This window comes from Aurantimonas sp. NFXS3, assembly GCF_049132005.1.
Lineage (GTDB): Bacteria > Pseudomonadota > Alphaproteobacteria > Rhizobiales > Rhizobiaceae > Aurantimonas > Aurantimonas coralicida.
Genome location: NZ_JAGDDZ010000002.1, coordinates 981,797 through 1,000,636 on the forward strand (window position 1 = coordinate 981,797; position 18,840 = coordinate 1,000,636).

17 protein-coding genes are annotated in these 18,840 nt (G+C 68.5%); 14 read left to right on the forward strand and 3 right to left on the reverse strand.

Going from position 1 to position 18,840, the window contains the following annotated elements; genetic code table 11:
• Window positions 1-11 precede the first annotated feature (11 nt).
• A complete protein-coding gene (locus J3367_RS09815; protein WP_035694659.1) occupies window positions 12-1,829 on the reverse strand; it encodes a tetratricopeptide repeat protein in 1,818 nt (605 codons plus the stop codon).
• 206 nt (window positions 1,830-2,035) lie between these two features.
• Window positions 2,036-2,995: a polyprenyl synthetase family protein gene (locus J3367_RS09820; RefSeq protein ID WP_188077959.1), complete on the reverse strand. Its 960-nt coding sequence runs from the start codon at window positions 2,993-2,995 to the stop codon at window positions 2,036-2,038.
• A 294-nt stretch (window positions 2,996-3,289) separates the two neighbouring features.
• Here J3367_RS09820 and J3367_RS09825 point away from each other — a divergent pair, with 294 nt between their 5' ends.
• The 14 genes from J3367_RS09825 (at window position 3,290) to J3367_RS09890 (ending at window position 17,686) form a co-directional block, all read left to right on the forward strand.
• Window positions 3,290-3,508, forward strand: a complete 219-nt coding sequence (locus J3367_RS09825; RefSeq protein ID WP_024349950.1) for a DUF2007 domain-containing protein — start codon at window positions 3,290-3,292, stop codon at window positions 3,506-3,508.
• 31 nt (window positions 3,509-3,539) lie between these two features.
• Window positions 3,540-4,301 carry an SAM-dependent methyltransferase gene (locus tag J3367_RS09830; protein WP_024349951.1) on the forward strand — a complete coding sequence of 254 codons (762 nt, stop codon included), beginning with the start codon at window positions 3,540-3,542 and terminating at the stop codon, window positions 4,299-4,301.
• Between the two features lie 88 nt (window positions 4,302-4,389).
• On the forward strand, window positions 4,390-5,265 hold the full coding sequence (locus tag J3367_RS09835) for a S49 family peptidase (RefSeq protein WP_024349952.1): 876 nt from the start codon (window positions 4,390-4,392) through the stop codon (window positions 5,263-5,265).
• 132 nt (window positions 5,266-5,397) lie between these two features.
• Window positions 5,398-5,592, forward strand: a complete 195-nt coding sequence (locus J3367_RS09840) for a hypothetical protein (protein WP_228240113.1) — start codon at window positions 5,398-5,400, stop codon at window positions 5,590-5,592.
• A gap of 225 nt (window positions 5,593-5,817) precedes the next feature.
• Window positions 5,818-6,987: a zinc-dependent alcohol dehydrogenase gene (locus J3367_RS09845; protein ID WP_024349954.1), complete on the forward strand. Its 1,170-nt coding sequence runs from the start codon at window positions 5,818-5,820 to the stop codon at window positions 6,985-6,987.
• A 202-nt stretch (window positions 6,988-7,189) separates the two neighbouring features.
• On the forward strand, window positions 7,190-8,140 hold the full coding sequence (locus tag J3367_RS09850; RefSeq protein WP_421460782.1) for a glycine--tRNA ligase subunit alpha: 951 nt from the start codon (window positions 7,190-7,192) through the stop codon (window positions 8,138-8,140).
• Window positions 8,141-8,298: 158 nt separating this feature from the next.
• Window positions 8,299-8,481 carry a hypothetical protein gene (locus J3367_RS09855; protein WP_024349956.1) on the forward strand — a complete coding sequence of 61 codons (183 nt, stop codon included), beginning with the start codon at window positions 8,299-8,301 and terminating at the stop codon, window positions 8,479-8,481.
• A 106-nt stretch (window positions 8,482-8,587) separates the two neighbouring features.
• Complete coding sequence (locus J3367_RS09860) at window positions 8,588-9,484, forward strand: neutral zinc metallopeptidase (RefSeq protein WP_024349957.1); 897 nt, start codon at window positions 8,588-8,590, stop codon at window positions 9,482-9,484.
• Between the two features lie 34 nt (window positions 9,485-9,518).
• Window positions 9,519-9,962: an endonuclease domain-containing protein gene (locus J3367_RS09865; RefSeq protein ID WP_051141530.1), complete on the forward strand. Its 444-nt coding sequence runs from the start codon at window positions 9,519-9,521 to the stop codon at window positions 9,960-9,962.
• Window positions 9,963-10,175: 213 nt separating this feature from the next.
• Entirely contained in the window at window positions 10,176-12,350 is a 2,175-nt protein-coding gene (gene glyS / locus J3367_RS09870) for a glycine--tRNA ligase subunit beta (protein WP_024349959.1), read from the forward strand.
• A 398-nt stretch (window positions 12,351-12,748) separates the two neighbouring features.
• Entirely contained in the window at window positions 12,749-14,275 is a 1,527-nt protein-coding gene (locus J3367_RS09875) for a glycoside hydrolase family 25 protein (RefSeq protein ID WP_024349960.1), read from the forward strand.
• 182 nt (window positions 14,276-14,457) lie between these two features.
• Complete coding sequence (locus J3367_RS09880) at window positions 14,458-15,426, forward strand: L-threonylcarbamoyladenylate synthase (protein ID WP_024349961.1); 969 nt, start codon at window positions 14,458-14,460, stop codon at window positions 15,424-15,426.
• 86 nt (window positions 15,427-15,512) lie between these two features.
• On the forward strand, window positions 15,513-16,946 hold the full coding sequence (locus J3367_RS09885) for an FAD-binding oxidoreductase (protein WP_024349962.1): 1,434 nt from the start codon (window positions 15,513-15,515) through the stop codon (window positions 16,944-16,946).
• A 170-nt stretch (window positions 16,947-17,116) separates the two neighbouring features.
• A complete protein-coding gene (locus J3367_RS09890; RefSeq protein ID WP_024349963.1) occupies window positions 17,117-17,686 on the forward strand; it encodes a DUF6101 family protein in 570 nt (189 codons plus the stop codon).
• Between the two features lie 61 nt (window positions 17,687-17,747).
• Here J3367_RS09890 and ubiA read toward each other — a convergent pair whose 3' ends face one another.
• Entirely contained in the window at window positions 17,748-18,755 is a 1,008-nt protein-coding gene (gene ubiA / locus J3367_RS09895; RefSeq protein WP_024349964.1) for a 4-hydroxybenzoate octaprenyltransferase, read from the reverse strand.
• Between the last annotated feature and the right edge of the window lie 85 nt (window positions 18,756-18,840).

An 18,840-nucleotide genomic window follows, 5' to 3' on the forward strand; every position in this document is an offset into this window, starting at 1 on the left:
CGGACTGCCGCTCACTCGACCTTGGTGGCGGGCGCGTCGCCCGTCGGTGCCGGGGCCTCGGCGGCCGCGGCCTTGCGGGTGTCGTCGCCATCCTCGGCTTCGGCCCGCTCGTTGGCCGCGGTCAGGCCGTCCTCGATCTTGGCGCGGATCGTCGCCTTGACGTCCTCTTCCGGCTCGGGCTGGCCGATCAGCGCGCGCTCCCACTGGAAGCGGGCCTCGCGGTTGCGGCCGACATGCCAGTAGGCGTCGCCGAGATGGTCGTTGATGGTCGGGTCCATCGGCGTGATCAGCACGGCGCGTTCGAGCTGCTCGACGGCCTCGTCGTAGCGTCCGAGGCGGTAATAGGCCCAGCCGAGGGAATCGATGATGTAGCCGTCATTCGGCCGCAACTCGACCGCCTTGCGGATCATGTCGAGGCCTTCCTGGAGGTTCTCGTTCTTGTCGACCCAGGAATAGCCCAGATAGTTCAGCACCTGCGGCTGGTCGGGCGACAGTTCCAGCGCCTTGCGGAAATCCTTCTCCGCCTTGTCCCACTGGTCGGTCCGCTCGAAGGCGATGCCGCGCTGGTAATAGAGGTTCCAGCTGGCTTCGCCGGTCGCCTCGGTCAGTTCGATTGCCGTGTCCAGCGCCTTGGCGGCCGGAGCGTAGTCCTTGTCGGCGGCGAGCACGTCGGCCAGCGCGGTGTGGGCCTTCGGGTCCTCCGGATAGCTGCGCACGGCGCGCTCCAGATGCGCCTTGGCCTCCTCCTTCTGGTCCGAATACCAGAGGTCGAGGCCGATCTGCAGCTCGGCCGTGCGGCGATAGGCGGAGTTCTCCGGGATCTCGCGGTAGAAGGCGATCGCCTGTTCCAGCCGCTCCGAGCGTTCGGCGATACCGCCGAGCGCGGTGAGCAGCGACGGGTTCCGGGGCGCCAGCGCCCGCGCCATCTGGAAATACAGGAGCGCGACCTGCTGGCCGTCGCCGCGATTGATCGCCTGGCCGAGGATGTAGAGCGTTTCGGCCGCGCCCTCCTGCACGCTGGCGACGGCGGGCTCGATGGTCTCGCCCTTCTCGATGCGGCCCTTCAGATGCAGCAGCGGGTCGTAGGTCGGCACAAGGTCGAGGCCGGTCTGGAGCGCTGCCAGCGCGGCGTCCGTCTTGCCGTCGCGCACTTCCAGGCGCGCCAGCGCCTCGGCGGCGCCGAGATAGGCGTCGGGCGAGGTGCGGGCATTGTTCTGGTCGTCGACGACAAGATGCAGCGCGCGGCGGGCGACGTCGTCGCGCCCGGCGACGACCGCGATCAGGCCCTTCTGATAGGCGTTGAAGACCGCGAACCAGGGCGCGCCCTGCAGATTGTCGATGCGCAGCAGCGCCTCGTCGACGCGGCCCGCGCCGACATCGGCCCAGGCCATCAGCTCACCCAGCAGCAGCGCGTCGAGGTCGCTGGGATCGACCACGTCGAATTCGGCGATCGCGGCGTCGAAGGCGCCCTTCGACAGGGCGTCGACGCCGAGCGCGATCCGCGCGACCTTGCCGGCCTCGGGCACGTCGCGCAGCTTCGAGGCGATGTCGACGGCGTCCTTGAATCGGCCATCGGCGAGGAAGGCGAACATCGCGTCCTGCTGGAGCAGCTGCGAGGTCGGGTCCATCGACAGGGCCTGGACGAAGAGATCGCTGGCCGTCGCCATGTCGCCGCCGATCTGGGCGGATTTGGCGGCCAGATAGGCGCCGGACAGGGACTGGGCGGTGATCGGGGCCGGTTCGCTCGCTGCCGTATCCGCCGCAGCCAGGGCAGGCGCCGCGGTGGCGCCGGCCAGAAGCGTGACGGTGAGAAGTCTCAGAAGCCGCATTCTGTGCACGTGAAATCCTCTTCCCGGGGCACGCCCGCAGACGATCGAACGCCGCGTTTCGTGGTCGAATGTGATGCCGGTCACCTGTCTGGCCGATTCGCCGAGGTGAAGCCAAGCCACACGGCAATGCAAGTCCCGCCCGTTCTGGACCCAGAGATTGTCGGGAATGCGACCCGCGGCGGGAGTCTCGCCCCCGCGACGATGGGTCAGCTCACCCGGTCGATGCAGAATTCCACGACGCCCAGCATCGCGTCGCGGCTTGGGCTCTGCGGCAGGCCGCTGGCGGCGGCATAGGCGGCCTCGCCATACTGGCGGGCGCGTTGGACCGTCTCTTCGAGTGCGCCGTGCTGGTGGATCAGCGCGGTGGCGCGGGCCAGCGCCTCGTCGTCGTTGCGACCGCCCTCCATCGCCTCGCGCCAGAACGCCTTCTCGGTGTCGTCGCCGGCCTGATAGGCGAGGATGACGGGCAGGGTGATCTTGCCTTCGCGGAAATCGTCGCCGGTGTTCTTGCCGAGCGCGGCGGCGGTGCCGCCATAGTCGAGGACGTCGTCGACGAGCTGGAAGGCAAGACCGAGGCTGCGGCCATAGTCGCGCATGGCGGTGCGTTCGGCCTCGCCGGCGCCGGCGATGACCGGGCCGACTTCGGCGGCCGCCGCGAACAGCGCCGCCGTCTTGGCGTCGATCACGGCGAGATAGTCCGCCTCGCTGGTGGTCATGTGCTTGGCGGCCGACAGCTGCCAGACCTCGCCCTCGGCAATGACCGAGGAGGCGGTGGACAGGATGTCGAGGGCGGTCAGCGAGCCGACCTCCACCATGGTCTTGAACGCCTGGCCGAGCAGGAAGTCGCCGACCAGCACGCTGGCCTGGTTGCCCCAGATGGTGCGCGCCGTCTTCTTGCCGCGCCGCAGGTCGCTCTCGTCGACCACGTCGTCGTGCAGCAAGGTCGCCGTGTGCATGAACTCGACGCTGGCGGCGAGCTTCACATGGGCGTCGCCGCGATAATCATGGGCCAGGGCGGATGCGATGGTCAGCATCGGCCGCAGCCGCTTGCCGCCCGACGAGATCAGATGCTCGGCGATTTCCGGGATCAGCTCGACGTTGGATCCGGCCATGGCGAGGATCAGGTCGTTGACGCGAGCCATGTCCGGCGCCGTGACCGCGATCATCGGCTCGATCGAGGCGCGGCTGTCGGTCCGCTCGACGGGGCTGGCCAGGCTCACAATGCTACTCCGTGGGTTTGCGTCGCTGCGCTCGCACGGGCGAGGCGGCTTGTCGAGGGCACAGATGGCGTCCCGATCGCGGTTATAAAGGCCGCGCGACGGTGCGTCGCCTGCGGCGCGGCGGCTTCGCGGTTCGAGCGCTTGCTATGGCCGGCGCTCTTCAGGCACTTAAGGGGCGTTGCGGTCGTCATCGGCCGTCCCGTTCGTCGGCTTCGGTCGTCAAGATTCGCGGAGCCATTCATGCAGGAACTCATGCGGTCCAACGATGCGGTGCTGCTGTCCTTCGTCGATGCACTGCTGAAGGATGCGGACATTCCGCATTTCCTCGCAGATGTCCATATGAGTATCCTCGATGGATCGATCGGCGTCCTGCCGCGCCGCGTGCTGGTGGACACCGATCGCATGGATCAGGCCCGCCGCATCCTCAAGGATGCCGACCTCGGTCATGAACTCTCCTGAGCCGCAATCACCCGCGTCCTGCGGGGCCGACATGGCGACCCGCTGCGACCGCTTCTATGGCGGCCGCTTCGCCCTCATGCAGCCGCAGGGCCGCGGCTATCGCTCCGGCCTCGACGCGCTGCTGCTGGCCGCGACCCTGCCGGCGACGGCGACGGGGCGCCTTGCCGACATCGGCGCGGGGGCCGGCGCCGTCGGGCTGGCGGCGGCCTGCCGCAACGCCTCCGTCGAGGTCACGCTGGTGGAAAACAGCCCGGTCATGGCCGATCTCGCCCGGCGCGGACTGGAGCTGCCGGCCAATTCCGAACTGGCCGGGCGCCTGCGGCTCGTCGAGGCCGACATCCTCGCCGGCGGCACGGCGCGCGCGGCGGCGGGGCTCGGTGACGGCGCCTTCGGCCATGTCCTGACCAATCCGCCCTACCATCCGCACGACCACCGGATCTCGCCCGATCCGCTGCGCGCCGCGGCGATGAGCGCGGCGGACGGCGATTTCCTCGCCCGCTGGGTGCGCGCCTGTGCCGCGCTGCTCTCCCATGGCGGCCGCTTTGCCACCATCGTGCGCACCGACGCGCTGCCGACGCTGCTGGCGGCCTGCGACGGGCGGATCGGGGCGCTGCGGCTCCTGGCGATCCATGCGCGCGCCGACGCGCCGGCGCCGCGACTGCTGGTGCTCGGCCGCAAGGGATCGCGGGCGCCGCTGAGCCTGTTGCCGGCGCGCATCCTGCACCGGCCGGACGGCACGCTGACCGAGTTCGCGACGGCGGTGGCGGAGGGGACCGCCGATCTCGGCTGCTAGTAGCGACCGGCGCCGCAGCCTTGCGTTGCGAAGCGGTGCGGGACGCTTACATGAAGGGCATCCTGTTCTGCGACAAAGGCCCATCCTCTTGGCGAACCGTCTGACCAAACTCGTTCCCGCCCGCCTGCGCCCGGATCACACGGTCATTCCCGTGGTGCGGCTCAGCGGCATGATCTCCTCGGGCGGCACGGCGCTGCGGCCGTCGCTGTCGCTGGCCTCGGCCGCGCCGCTCCTGGCCAAGGCCTTCGCCCACAAGAAGGCACCGGCGGTGGCGATCGTCATCAATTCGCCCGGCGGATCGCCCGTCCAGTCGCGGCTGATCTACCAGCGCATCCGCGATCTCGCCGAGGAGAAGGACAAGCAGGTGCTGGTCTTCGTCGAGGACGTGGCGGCCTCCGGCGGCTACATGATCGCCTGCGCCGGCGACGAGATCATCGCCGACCCGTCCTCCATCGTCGGCTCGATCGGCGTCGTCTCCGGCTCCTTCGGCTTCGTCGAGGCGATCGCCAAGCTGGGCATCGAGCGCCGCGTCCACACCGCAGGCAGCAACAAGGCGACCCTCGACCCGTTCCAGCCCGAGCGGCCGGAGGATGTCCAGCATCTGAAGACGCTGCAGCTGGAGGTGCACAAGACCTTCATCGACCTGGTCAAGGACAGCCGCGGGACGAAGCTCGCCGATCATGACGACCTCTTCACCGGCCTGTTCTGGTCCGGCCTGCGCGGGCTCGAACTCGGCCTCGTCGACCGGCTGGGCGATCTGCGCGGCACGCTGCGGGCCCGCTTCGGCAAGAAGGTGAAGCTGGAACTGGTGCAGGCCAAGCGCACCCTGTTCGGGCGTCCGCAGCCTGGCGTGCACGCCGGCATGGCGGCGGGCGACGGGCTGGCCGGGATCGGCGCCGGCTTTGCCCGCGAGGTGATGGGCGTCGCCGAGGAGCGGGCGCTCTGGGCCCGTTTCGGCCTGTGAACAGGCATCGGGCGGTGCGGCCTTACGATCACGGCCGCCTCGCCGCGAATGTGAAGGGCGGGCCGCTGTGATCCTGCCGCTTTTGGTTGCCAAGGTCGTGGCCACGGCGCATAATTGTCGGGGAACGGAGCGATGATCGCCTACATGCCGCAGTTACTACTTCTGGGTCTCGTGGGGGCCGCCGCGCTGTTTGGCTACAAGCAGATGAAGCGCGATGCCGAACGGGTGTCGGAGAACAATCGCCGCTCGGAGGCCGAGAGCCGCACGGGCGCGCAGGGCACGCTGGTGCGTGGCCCCGACGGCGTCTATCGCATCAAGAAGGACTGAGATCCGCGCCAGCGCGGGTCCTGGCATCGCGTGACGCCGTTCAAGCGCCGCGCGATGCGCGATGACGCGTCCTTGCCTTTCAGGTCCCGCTTGGTCCGCTGATCCCTTATGAACCGCCGGTTGCGTAGGCGGCTGCCCATTCGCAGGACGCAGGTGTCGGAACTCGGCGCGCTTTGCGGGGATTACCCGGTCATCCCACGAACGCGATGATCCCGGAGTTCCGCCATGAAAGCCATTACCTGGCACGGCAAGCACGACATGCGCTGCGAGACGGTGCCCGATCCCGAAATCGAGCATGGCCGCGACGCCATCATCAAGATGTCGGCCTGCGCCATCTGCGGCTCCGACCTGCATTTCTACGACGGCTTCATGCCCGGCATGGAATCCGGCGACATTGTCGGCCATGAATTCATGGGCGAGGTGGTCGAGGTCGGCAAGGACAACAAGAAGCTGGCGGTCGGCGACCGGGTCGTCGTGCCCTTCACCATCGTCTGCGGCGAATGCGACCAGTGCCGGCGCGGCAATTTCTCCGTCTGCGAGCGCTCCAACCGCAATGCCGAGACGGCGGCCAAGATGTTCGGCCACACCACGGCCGGCCTGTTCGGCTATTCGCATCTGACCGGCGGCTATTCCGGCGGCCAGGCGGAATATGTCCGCGTGCCCTTCGCCGATTTCGGCCCGGTCAAGGTGCCGGAAGGCCTCAGCGACGAGGAAGTCCTGTTCCTCGGCGACATCCTGCCGACCGGCTGGCAGGGCGCCAAGAACTGCGACATCCAGCCCACCGACACGGTGGCGATCTGGGGCGCCGGCCCGGTCGGCCTCTTCGCCCTGCAGAGCGCCATCATCCAGGGCGCCAAGCAGGTGGTGGTGATCGACGAGGTGCCCGAGCGCCTGGCGATCGCCGCGCGGATGGGTGCCATCACCATCAATTTCCAGGAAGAGAGCACCGTCGAGCGGCTGAACGACCTGACTGAGGGCAAGGGCCCGGAATGCTGCATCGACTGCGTCGGCATGGAGGCCCATTCGGGCTACGAGGCCGAGCATCTGTTCGACCGCGCCAAGCAGGCGATCATGGCCGAGACCGATCGCCCGCATGTCCTGCGCGAGATGATCTATGTCTGCCGTCCGGGCGGCACGATCTCGGTGCCGGGCGTCTATGGCGGCCTCGTCGACAAGATCCCCTTCGGCGCGGCGATGAACAAGTCGCTGAGCTTCAAGATGGGCCAGACCCACGTCAACAAATGGGCCGACGACCTGCTCGGGCGCATCCAGCAGGGGCAGTTCGACACCACCTCCTTCATCTCCCATCGCGGCACGCTGGAGGATGGTCCGGAGCTCTACAAGACCTTCCGCGACAAGACCGACAATTGCACCAAGGTGGTGCTGACGCCGTAAGGCGCCGGCGCGGATTTCCGAGATCGAAGGCGGGGCGGATCTCGATGATCCGCCCCGTTGTCATTCAGGCCGCCGGCGACGCCTCGCCACGGCCCCGTCCGGCCCGGCGAAACGCGCCGTGCCTTGACCGCTTCGCGGCGCTCGTGGCAACTCGCGGCCAACTCCCGCCTCCTTCGAGGGGCCGCAAGCCGGATTCCGCGAAATGTCTGATCTTCCCCCGCACATGGACCCGCGCCGTTCCTTCCAGGCGCTGATCCTGACGCTGCACCGCTACTGGGCCGATTACGGCTGCGTCGTGCTGCAGCCCTACGACATGGAGGTCGGGGCCGGCACCTTCCATCCGGCGACGACCCTGCGCGCACTCGGCCCCAAGCCCTGGAACGCCGCCTATGTGCAGCCCTCGCGCCGGCCCAAGGACGGCCGCTATGGCGAGAACCCCAACCGGCTGCAGCATTATTACCAGTATCAGGTGATCCTGAAGCCGAACCCGTCCAATTTGCAGGAGCTCTATCTCGGCTCGCTGCAGGCCATCGGCATCGATACCGAGCTGCACGACATCCGCTTCGTCGAGGACGACTGGGAGAGCCCGACGCTGGGTGCCTGGGGCCTTGGCTGGGAATGCTGGTGCGACGGCATGGAAGTGTCGCAGTTCACCTATTTCCAGCAGGTCTGCGGCATCGAATGCGTCCCGGTGGCGGGCGAGCTGACCTACGGCCTCGAGCGCTTGGCCATGTATGTGCAGAATGTCGACAACGTCTACGACCTGAACTTCAACGGCCGCGAGGGCGACGAGAAGGTCACCTATGGCGATGTCTTCCTGCAGGCCGAGCAGGAATATTCCCGCTACAATTTCGAGATCGCCAACACGGCGGTGCTGTTGAAGCATTTCGAGGACGCCGAGGCCGAATGCCTGGCGGTGCTCGCCGCCGGCGCGCCGGAGGGGGCGAGCCCGCTGCATCGCTGCGTGCTGCCGGCCTACGACCAGTGCATCAAGGCCTCCCACGTCTTCAACCTGCTCGACGCGCGCGGCGTGATCTCGGTCACCGAGCGCCAGAGCTACATCCTGCGGGTGCGCACCCTCGCCAAGGCCTGCGGCGAGGCGTTCCTCTTGACCGAAGCGGGCGGAGCGTCCGCGGCGATCGCCGCCGCCTGATCCTCTTTTCCGAGGTCACGCGTGCTTGGGCCGTATATCATGCGGGAAACCGACGCCGAGGTGCTGAGGAACTGCCTGCGGCTTGCCGCCGGCTCCAGCGTGATCGAGTTGGTCGAATGGCGCCTCGCCATGGTGTCCCCGGATGAAGGCAGCTCCTGATGAGTGATCTTCTCTACGTCTTTTCCGCTCTGCTGGTGGGCGCCGGTCTGCTGGCCGTCGCCGCGATGTTCATCGCCGGAACATGGGGCATCTGGCACCAGATGGCGGCCGACCGCCGGGCCCGTCGGCAGGGCGACGCGGAGATCCGGCGCATGGGCCGCGAGCTTCGCCTCGGCCATTGAGGCTCGGCGCGATCCGGGCCGCGAGACATCATTCTTCCGCCTGACGCTGTAACATCGCGCGCCGCGCCTTAAGTGCTCGCCTTCCATCGGACGAGAGGTCGATCGCATGCAGTGGCGCGGACGCAGGCAATCCAGCAATATCGAGGACAGGCGCGGCTCGGGAGGCGGCTTCGGCGGCCGTGGCGGCGGCATGCGCCTGCCGGTGCGCGCCGGCGGTGGCGGCACTATCGGCATCATCATCGTCGCGCTGGTCCTGTGGCTGGGCTTCGGCATCAACCCGATGCAGCTGCTCGGCATGGCCGGCGGCGGCGGGGGCGGCGGCAGCGTCCAGACCACCCGGTCCGGCCCCGGCGTCGCCGGCACGGCGGACGAGACCGACGATTTCGTCGCGACGGTTCTGGCCGACACCGAGGATGTGTGGAGCCAGCGCTTCCAGGCGGCCGGCGAGACCTATCCGGCGCCGACCCTCGTTCTGTTCGAGAACCGGGTTCAATCGGCCTGCGGCATTGCCGGCTCGGCCAGCGGCCCGTTCTACTGCCCGTCGGACCGCAAGCTCTATATCGACCTCAGCTTCTTCGACCAGCTGCGCAACCAGCTGAACGCCCCGGGCGACTTCGCCCAGGCCTATGTGATCGCCCACGAGGTCGGCCACCACATCCAGAACATCACCGGCGTGCTGCCACGCTTCAACCAGGCCCGCCAGAATATGAGCGAGGCCGAGGCCAACGCCATGTCGGTGCGGGTCGAGCTGCAGGCCGACTGCTATGCCGGCGTCTGGGGCCACGATACCCGCCAGGCCGGCTATATCGAGGATGGCGATATCGACGAGGCGCTGAACGCGGCCCGGCAGATCGGCGACGACACGCTGCAGAAGCGCGGCCAGGGCACGGTGGTGCCGGACAGCTTCACCCACGGCACCTCCGAACAGCGCCAGACCTGGTTCCGCCGCGGTTTCGAAACCGGCGATTTCGGTGCCTGCGACACGCTGGACGGCGCGATCTGAGGACGGCTGCGTTCGCAACTGACGGCTCGCCGCCATGGCGATGACGCGCCGCGAGGCGAAGGCGCATCGCGCGCGCCGTGCCATCGCTTCGCAGACCACCGCGCTGGAGGAGAGCCTCTGGCGCGGCATCCGCCTGATCCCCGTCGAGGGAGCGCATTTCCATCGGCAGGTGGTGATCGGGCCGTATCTGGCCGACTTCGTCTCCCATCGCCTGCGCCTGGTCATAGAGGTGGACGGCGCCCAGCATGACCGTCCCGAACAGGCGGCGAAGGACGCCGTGCGCGACGATTGGCTGGCGGACCGCGGCTACCTGGTACTGCGCTATGCCAACAGCGCCGTGCGGGCCGATGCGGCGACGGTGCTGGACAGCATCCGCGCTGAGGTGGCGGCGCGGCGGCTGCTGCCCCCCGGCGAGGAACCGCCGAAGCCGGCGCGCGTCGGCAAGCCGCGTCCGCGGCCGAAGCCCGGCAGCTCCTGACAGGGGCGAGCGCACGCATTGCCATCCTTGACACGATCCGAGCCGTGGTCGAAGAGCGACGCCGAACGTGGGACGATCGATGATCTTGCCCCCAGCCTCCTCTTGCGGGGGCCGCGCAGGCGGCAGATGGGGACCGGTCGTTCCTGCCACCCCACCCCGGCGCACACGCGCCGACCCTCCCCATCGAGGGGAGGGCGAGGATAAGCCGAGCCCATGCCCGACCTTCTGCTCGAACTTCGCTCCGAGGAAATCCCCGCGCGCATGCAGCGCAAGGCGGCGGGCGATCTCAGGAAACTCGTCACCGACGCGCTGGTCGAGGCGGGGCTGACCTATGAGGGCGCCCGCGAATACTGGACGCCGCGGCGGCTGACACTGGACGTGCGGGGCGTCGATGCCCGCTCGAGGGACGTCGTCGACGAGCGCAAGGGCCCGCGCACCGACGCGCCGGAAAAGGCCATCCAGGGCTTCCTGCGCGGCGCCGGCCTCGCCTCGATCGACGAGGCGACGATCCAGTCCGATCCCAAGAAGGGCGATTTCTACGTCGCCACCATCCGCAAGCCCGGCCGGCCGGCGGAAGAGATCATCGCCGAGGTCATGCCTGGCATCGTCCGCGGCTTCCCCTGGCCGAAATCCATGCGCTGGGGTCCGGCCTCGCGCGCGCCCGGCAGCCTGCGCTGGGTGCGTCCGCTGCAGTCGATCCTGTGCACCTTCGGGCCCGAAACCGAGGAGCCGGTGGTCGTCGACTTCGAGGTCGACGGCATCCGGGCCGGCAATGTCACGCGCGGCCACCGCTTCCATGCGGCCGACGAGTTCCGCGTGCGCCGCTTCGACGATTATGTCGCCGGGCTGGAAAAGGCCTTCGTGGTCCTGGACGCCGAGCGGCGCAAGGACATGATCCGCCACGACGCGGAGAACCTTGCCTTTGCCCGCGGGCTGGAAGTGGTGCCCGACGAGGCGCTGCTGGAAGAGGTTTCCGGCCTGGTCGAATGGCCGGTGACGCTGATGGGCGAATTCGAGGAAACCTTCCTGCAGATCCCGCCCGAGGTCATCCAGCTGACCATCAAGGTCAACCAGAAGTGCTTCGTCACCCGCCGGCAGGGCGGCGACGGCACGCTGTCGAACCAGTTCGTCCTGGTCTCCAACATCGCCGCCAGCGACGGCGGCGCCGAGATCGCCCGCGGCAACGGCAAGGTCGTCCGCGCACGGCTCTCCGACGCGCTGTATTTCTGGCAGACCGACCAGGCCGACCTGCCGGGCCGTGACGCGCTGGCCCCCGCGGCCGAAAAGTTCGGACTCGATCTGGCGAAACCGCTCGATCAGCGCATGGCCAAGCTCGACGCGCTGGGCGTCACCTTCCACGCCAGGCTTGGCACCCAGGGCGAACGCGTCGGCCGCATCGCGGCGCTGGCGCAGGAGATCGCCGCGACGGTGTATCCCGAAGGCGCGACGCTCGCCGGCGCGAAGGTATCGGCGGACGACCTCAAGACGCTCGTGAAGCGCGCGGCCGTGCTCGCCAAGGCGGACCTGACCACCGAGGCGGTGGGCGAGTTCCCCGAGCTGCAGGGGCTGATGGGCCGCTATTACGCGGCGCTGCAGGGCGAGCACCCGTCGGTGCAGGCGGCGCTCGAAGAGCATTACAAGCCGCTCGGGCCGACGGATTCGGTGCCAACCGATCCGGTGGCGATCTGCGTGGCGCTGGCCGACAAGCTCGACATGCTGGTGGGCTTCTGGGCGATCGACGAAAAGCCGACGGGCTCCAAGGACCCCTATGCGCTGCGCCGTGCGGCACTGGGCGTGATCCGGCTGGTGCTGGACAACGACCTCGTCATGGCGCTCGGCGGCTTCATGCCGGCCAGCGACCTTCTCGCCTTCTTCCATGACCGGCTGAAGGTGCAGCTGCGCGAATCCGGCGCCCGTCACGATCTGGTCGATGCGGTGCTGTCCGGCGGATCGGGCGGCGATCGCGGCGACGACCTCCTCGACGTCACCCGCCGCGTGACCGCGCTCGGCGCCTTCCTCGACACCGAGGACGGCCAGAACCTTCTCGCCGGCACCCGCCGCGCCGCCAACATCCTCGCCGCCGAGGAGAAGAAGGGCACCCGCGTCGCCGACGCCGTGTCGCTCGATCTCCTCAGCGAGCACGAGGAAAAGGTGCTGGCCGGGGCCATCGACCGGGCCGAGATGGAGCTCGACGCAGCGCTCGCGGTCGAGAACTACGCCCACGCCATGACGGCGCTCGCCGAATTGCGCATTCCGGTCGACGCCTTCTTCGAGACCGTGCTGGTCAATGCCGAGGACGAGGCAGTGCGCGCCAACCGTCTGGCGCTGCTCGACCGCATCCGTGCGGCAACGCGTCGCGTCGCGGACTTTTCGCGCATCTCCGGCTGACCCACTTAGCCGCTTGAGGCGGCTCTCAAGGCCTGACACGACAGCAGACGGCGTCCGCAACACCATGCGGGCGCCGTTTTGCGTTGTGCCTCGCGCTGCGCGTCATCGGCTGATCGAACAGCGGGTTTCAGGCCCGCCGGGCCGGGCGCGCCCGCGCCGTTAACCCTCGGGTAAACATAAGCTTCGATAACATGAAGACTTGTGTCAAATTGCTTGCATTCCCGCAGCAATTCGGACAGCGCGCCGCAGGCTGTAACATTTCGTGATCGGGATGCCCGGAACCTGCCAGAATTCGATGAGAAGGGTCTGACAGTGCCGATTGGCGGATTGGAGCGGATGCTCAGGGGATCGCCTCCCGGCCCATTCGACTGCAAGAGACTTCGAGGGGAAACCACCGAATGACGAAGACGAGCGCCGCCTTTGCGGCTGCCCTGAAATTCGCCTGTACTCTTGCTGCCGGCGTCATGCTGGTCAGCGCGACGCCTGCACAGGCAGAATGGAATGCGCCTTGGAAATCCGAGGACAACGCTCTCGTCATCGACGCCTACGAGTTCAATCCCATCAACTGGCAGGAACTCGCCTCCGACAAGCGCATCGCCGGCTTCATCAACAAGGCCTCGGACGGTCTGCCGCCCGAATGGAGCTGCGGCAAGTCCAGCGGTGACGATTACAAGCTCTGCAAGAACCGGTGGTGGAAGTACTCCGTCACCAAGGAACTCTACATGACCCGTCGCGAGATGGCGAAGATGAAGGGGCTCCTGTGGGGCGCCTACCATCTCGGCCGTCCGGGCAATCCGCGCGAGCAGGCCGACCATTTCGTCGACTTCGCCGAGCCGGCCGAGGACGACCTGATCGCCCTCGACATCGAGGACAACAGCGACGAGTGGATGAGCCTGTCGGACGCCGAGATCTTCGCCGACCAGATCAAGATCCGCACCGGCCGCTATCCCGTCCTCTACACCAACGGTTCGACGGCGCGTTACATCTCCCAGAACAAGGCGGAATATCCGCTGCTGTCGCGCCTGCCGCTCTGGTACGCCCGCTACCGCGAGGACATCACCGGCAAGTTCCCGGAAGAGACCTGGCCGAGCTACGCCCTGTGGCAGTTCTCCTCCATGCACAATTGCAACAGCCGCAGCTGCCCCTACCGGGTGAAGGGCGCCAAGACCGACATCGACGTCAATGTCTCGTCGCTCGACGTCGCCGGCCTGAAGGCCGCCTGGCCCTTCGCCGAACTGATCGACAAGCCGAAAGCGCCGCAGGAGACCGATCCGGCCATGCTGGTGGCCTCGCTCGACGAAGGCACCAAGGCCGAGATCGCCAAGGCGGCCAAGCCGCGCAGCGAGGTTGCGAAGGCCAAGGATGCGCCGTCCGCGCCGGTTGCCGGGACCGTGGCGGCGGCCTATGGCCCGAGCGAGGTCCATGCCACGCTCGATCCGCTGAAGATCCTGACCGAGGTCGCCCGCAAGGAGCAGGACGGTCCCAAGCGCGTCGTCGCCGAGCCGGGTGCTGCGCTGGCCGGTGCCGTTCTCGATACGGCCGCGGTGGAGCAGCTCGGCGACCATGTCGAGACGCTGAAGGGCGCGATCGCCTATGCGGCGAACGAGATCGACCGGCTGTTCATCGGCCGCGCCGAGGCCGCAACGCGCCCGGAAGGGGCGTCCGCGCCGCAGCTCGACGAGATGCCGAACGCCGATCGCCGCGCCGGGCTCGACCCGAAGCAGCGCTCGCGCTTCCTCGCCATCGTCGAATCGGCGGCGGCCGCCCAGCGGGCGAACGCCCTGCCGATGCCGGCGCGGGTTCTCTCGCAGCTTGGCCCCGACACCTCCGAGCGCGGCAGCCGCGTCGTGCCGCAGGCCGAGCGCCATGCCGGTCTGGAGCGCCCCGAGCGCCGCATTCTGAGCGCATTCGCCGCCACCCGCTGAGACCGGCTTCGGGCCGCCGTCTCCGCTAGGGGCGACCGGCCATCGCCGTCCGACGTGAAGCCTGCCGGCGCGAACCGCGCAACGGCAGGGCGTGATAGCCGGCCATTCGCACGGCATCGGCGCCACCTGATCGGGCCCGCGCCTCTTTCCTTTCCGCTCCGCTTCTGCAATCGGTCCTGACCGTGAAGACCGAACTCCTCTCCGCCGATGCGCCCGATGCGGTGCGCCGTGCCGTCGCACTGCTGGCGGCGGGCGAACTCGTGGGCATTCCGACGGAGACCGTCTACGGCCTTGCCGCCGACGCGACCGACGGTGCCGCCGTCGCGCGGATCTTCGAGGCCAAGGGCCGGCCGCGCTTCAACCCGCTGATCTGCCACGTGCCGGACCTCGCCATGGCCGCGACCCTGGCCGAGATCGGCCCGGTCGCCGCGGTGCTCGCAGAAGCCTTCTGGCCGGGGCCGCTGACCATGGTCTTGGCCCTGAAAGAGGGCTCGCCCGTGCATCCGCTGGCAACGGCCGGCCTTGCCACCGTCGCCATCCGCGCGCCGCAGGGCATTGCCGGCCGGCTGGCCGCCGCGCTCGGACGGCCGCTCGCCGCGCCCAGCGCCAACCCGTCCGGCCGGGTCAGCCCGACCAATGCGGGCCAGGTGCTGCGCGGCCTCGGCGGACGTCTGCCGCTGATCCTCGACGGCGGGCCCTGCGAGGTCGGGGTCGAATCGACCATCGTCATGCCCGAGGCCGATCGGCTGGTCCTGCTGCGGGCCGGCGGCGTCGGCCGGGCGGAACTGGCGCAGGCGACGGGCCTGCCGGTGGTCGATCCGGCCGGCGATGCGGCGATCAACGCGCCGGGCCAGCTGACCTCGCATTATGCGCCCGCCGGCCGGGTGCGGCTCAATGCGACCGATGTGGCGCCGGGCGAATATCTGATCGCCTTCGGGCCGGCGCCGGTCGCCGGGCAGGACCAGGCAGCGGCGATCGTCAATCTCAGCCCCTCCGGCGATCTGCGCGAGGCGGCGGCCGGGCTCTTTGCCGCGCTGGCGGCCTTCGACGCGCCGGAGATCACCGCTATCGCCGTGGCGCCGATCCCGCAATCGGGTCTCGGCGAGGCGATCAACGACCGCCTGCGTAGGGCCGCTGCGCCGCGCGGCTGACGACGCAACACTTCGATCCGGATTGCCCCTGGCGCCACGGGGACCGCGTCTCGACGGATCACGCCGTGCGGGCTATTCACATGGGCATGACCGAGATCGATACCGCCCTTCCCGAAGCCCTTCTTGCCCGGTTCGCCGCCATTGTCGGCGACGCCAATGCGCTGCGCGCGCCGGACATGGTGGCGCCCTATCTGCATGAACCCCGCGACCTGTATGCCGGCCAGACGGCGCTCGTCCTGCGCCCCGGCAGCGTCGAGGAGGTGTCGGCCATCCTGCGCCTTGCCAACGAGACCGGCACGGCGATCGTGCCGCAGGGCGGCAATACCGGCCTCGTCGGCGCCCAGTCGCCGCGCTCGAAGCGCGAGGTGCTGGTCAATCTCTCCCGGCTCGACCGGATCCGCGACGTCGACCCGGTCGGGCGGACCCTGACGGTGGAGGCAGGCGTCGTCCTGAAGCGCGCCCAGGAAGCGGCCGACGATGCCGGTCTCCTGTTCCCGCTGTCGCTCGGCTCGGAAGGCTCCTGCCAGATCGGCGGCAATCTGTCGTCGAATGCCGGAGGCACCGGGGTGCTGGCCTATGGCAATGCCCGCGAACTCTGCCTCGGCGTCGAGGCGGTGCTGGCCTCGGGCGAGGTGATCCACGGCCTGCGCCGCCTGAAGAAGGACAATCGCGGCTACGATCTGCGCCATCTGTTCATCGGCGGCGAGGGCACGCTGGGCATCATCACCGCGGCGGTGCTGAAGCTGTTTCCCAAGCCCGCCGGACGCGAAGTGGCCTATGTCGGCCTGGCCTCGCCGGCGGCGGCGCTGGACCTCCTGAAGCTTGCCGAGCGGCAGGCCGGCCAGCAGCTCACCGCCTTCGAGCTGATCCCGCGGATCGGCCTCGACTTCACGCTGCGCCACACCCAGGGCGCTCGCGACCCGCTGGAATCGCAGCATCCCTGGTACGTGCTGATGGAGGTCTCCTCGAGCCGGTCGCAGGAGGAGGCGGCCGCGACGCTGGAGGGCGTCCTGACCGCGGCCTTCGAGGCGGAGATCATCGCCGACGCCGCCATCGCCCAGTCGCTGGCCCAGGCCGAGAACTTCTGGATGATGCGCGAGGAGATGAGCTGGGCGCAGAAGCCGGAAGGCGGCTCGATCAAGCACGACGTGGCCGTGCCGGTCGCCAAGGTGCCGGACTTCATCGCCGCCGCCGACGCGGCCGTCCTGGAGGCCATTCCCGGCGCGCGGATCGTTGCCTTCGGCCATCTCGGCGACGGCAACATCCACTACAACATCTCGCAGCCGGTCGGCGCCGACGCCGATGCCTTCCTCGCCCGCTGGCACGAGATGAACGACCTCGTCCATGGCATCGTCGCCGAGATGGACGGCACGTTCTCGGCCGAGCACGGGATCGGCCAGCTGAAGCGCGACGAGCTGGCCCGCACCAAGGCGGGCGCGGAGATCGAGTTGATGCGGCGGCTCAAGACGGTGTTCGATCCTAACAACATCTTGAACCCCGGCAAGCTCGTTCAGGTTTGATTCAAGTTTTCGTCTTGGTAACCCTCGTCGGAGTGAGGAACACTTAACCGCCTTTCTTAGCGCGACTTCAAGATGCGCATCCTACTGTCGTCATATCAAAGCCGGGAGACATCGGCTGACAGGGAGAGACCGAAACATCGGCTCTCGACAGAGGCAGAAGGCGTCAATCCATGAGCATCGCTCCGAACACAGCAGCCCGGCCCAATTGGGCCACCGTTCCGGTCCGCCTCGATCCCGCTGCCTCAGACCGTCGCCAGACGATCGAGATGGTCGAGGACGGGGAAATGGTCACCTACAAGGTCGATCGCCGGGGCGCTGTCGTCCATCGCAAGCTCGATCAGTCCGGCATTCCAGTGTCCATCGCGCTGCCGGCCCGCGCCTTCAAGGGCGTCGCGGCCCGCGCCATGGAGAATGGCGACGGCGAGGTGACCGTCACCCTCGAGCTACATCACCACGATCCCAAATGCACCGTGCCGCTTCTGGTGGCCAGCGACCTTTACGACGTGGCCGCCGACTGGCGCGGCTGGTCCGATCTGTTCGGCCTGCCGATGCTGATGGTCGAGGCCGACGGCACCATCCAGAGCCTCGAAGAGACGTTGGGGAAGATCAAGGCGGCTGCTCCGGCGCCGCGTCGGCGCTCGCCGAACCGCCAGCGCCGGCCGCGCTTCCTTGCCCGTCGCAAGCCGGGCCTCGGCATCCGCATGATCGTCAGCGGCGAGGAGATCATCGCCCGCCACTGATCGTCGGCAGACGACGGCAACAGATCGAGCGCCGCGCATCCTGTGAGGGATGCGCGGCGTTTCAGCTTGCCGGGATCGGGAAGGACAGCGACCAGAGCGCCGAGACGATCAGGCTGAAGAAGACGATCCAGCCGAAGATCGTGTTCGACTTGAACAGGCCGAGGCACTGGTCCGGATCGTCGATGTCGAGGGTGCGGATCTGCCAGATCATCTGGAAGGCACCGATCGCCAGGCCGGCATAGGCCGGCCACGTGACCCCGCCGCCGCTGGCCTGCCCGGTGGAGACGAAAGCGGCGAGGAACAGCACCAGCGTGCCCAGATACAGGATCGTCAGCGCGCCCTTGGTGCGCTCGCCGAACAGTCTTGCGGTGGAGCGCACGCCGACCAGCGCGTCGTCCTCCTTGTCCTGATGGGCGTAGATCGTGTCGTAGCCGATCACCCACAGGATGCTGCCGGCATAGAGCAGTACCGGCGCCAGCGACAGCGAGCCCCAATAGCCGGCCCAGCCCATCAGCGCGCCCCAGGAGAAGGCGAGGCCGAGGCCGAGCTGCGGCCAGTCGGTGAAGCGCTTCAGGAACGGATAGATCGCGACCGTGCCCAGCGACGCGATGCCGAGCAGGATGGCGAAATTGTTGAACTGGATCAGCACCATGAAGCCGACGGCGGCCTGCAGGGCGAGGAAGATCTTCGCCTGGCGCCGCGTGACCCGGCCGGAGGGCAGGGGGCGCGAGCGGGTGCGCGCGACCATGTCGTCGATCTTCTGGTCGACGAGGTCGTTATAGGTGCAGCCGGCGCCGCGCATGGCGATCGCCCCGATCAGGAACAGCGCCAGGTGCCACAGGCTCGGCAGGCCCGTATGCACCGCCCCGGCGGCCACCGCTTGCGGTGCCAGCGCGGCCGACCACCAGCACGGCCACAGGAGAAGCTGCCAGCCGATGGGGCGGTCCCAGCGGGCGAGCTGCGCGTATGGCCAGGCGCCGCGCGGCAGCGTGCGATAGACCCAGTTGTTCGACGGCGCGTCGGCAACGCGATCAGCCTTGTCGACGAGGGTGCCTTTGAGATTCGACATGCTTCCGACCATGTCCGCAAAAATGCCGCAGTCAAGTTTTTTCGACGGAGAACCGTGCGACTTTCTCGCGTCGGGAACTTGACCG

Excerpts from the sequence above, each read along its gene's own strand:
- J3367_RS09830 (WP_024349951.1), top strand. The coding sequence starts at position 3,540 with ATGGCGACCCGCTGCGACCGCTTCTATGGCGGCCGCTTCGCCCTCATG.
- J3367_RS09875 (WP_024349960.1), top strand. The coding sequence starts at position 12,749 with ATGACGAAGACGAGCGCCGCCTTTGCGGCTGCCCTGAAATTCGCCTGT.
- J3367_RS09890 (WP_024349963.1), top strand. The coding sequence starts at position 17,117 with ATGAGCATCGCTCCGAACACAGCAGCCCGGCCCAATTGGGCCACCGTT.
- glyS (WP_024349959.1), top strand. The coding sequence starts at position 10,176 with ATGCCCGACCTTCTGCTCGAACTTCGCTCCGAGGAAATCCCCGCGCGC.
- J3367_RS09860 (WP_024349957.1), top strand. The coding sequence starts at position 8,588 with ATGCAGTGGCGCGGACGCAGGCAATCCAGCAATATCGAGGACAGGCGC.
- J3367_RS09815 (WP_035694659.1), bottom strand. The coding sequence starts at position 1,829 with ATGCGGCTTCTGAGACTTCTCACCGTCACGCTTCTGGCCGGCGCCACC.
- J3367_RS09825 (WP_024349950.1), top strand. The coding sequence starts at position 3,290 with ATGCAGGAACTCATGCGGTCCAACGATGCGGTGCTGCTGTCCTTCGTC.
- J3367_RS09845 (WP_024349954.1), top strand. The coding sequence starts at position 5,818 with ATGAAAGCCATTACCTGGCACGGCAAGCACGACATGCGCTGCGAGACG.
- J3367_RS09865 (WP_051141530.1), top strand. The coding sequence starts at position 9,519 with ATGGCGATGACGCGCCGCGAGGCGAAGGCGCATCGCGCGCGCCGTGCC.
- J3367_RS09850 (WP_421460782.1), top strand. The coding sequence starts at position 7,190 with ATGTCTGATCTTCCCCCGCACATGGACCCGCGCCGTTCCTTCCAGGCG.
- J3367_RS09885 (WP_024349962.1), top strand. The coding sequence starts at position 15,513 with ATGACCGAGATCGATACCGCCCTTCCCGAAGCCCTTCTTGCCCGGTTC.
- J3367_RS09820 (WP_188077959.1), bottom strand. The coding sequence starts at position 2,995 with ATGATCGCGGTCACGGCGCCGGACATGGCTCGCGTCAACGACCTGATC.
- ubiA (WP_024349964.1), bottom strand. The coding sequence starts at position 18,755 with ATGTCGAATCTCAAAGGCACCCTCGTCGACAAGGCTGATCGCGTTGCC.
- J3367_RS09855 (WP_024349956.1), top strand. The coding sequence starts at position 8,299 with ATGAGTGATCTTCTCTACGTCTTTTCCGCTCTGCTGGTGGGCGCCGGT.
- J3367_RS09840 (WP_228240113.1), top strand. The coding sequence starts at position 5,398 with ATGATCGCCTACATGCCGCAGTTACTACTTCTGGGTCTCGTGGGGGCC.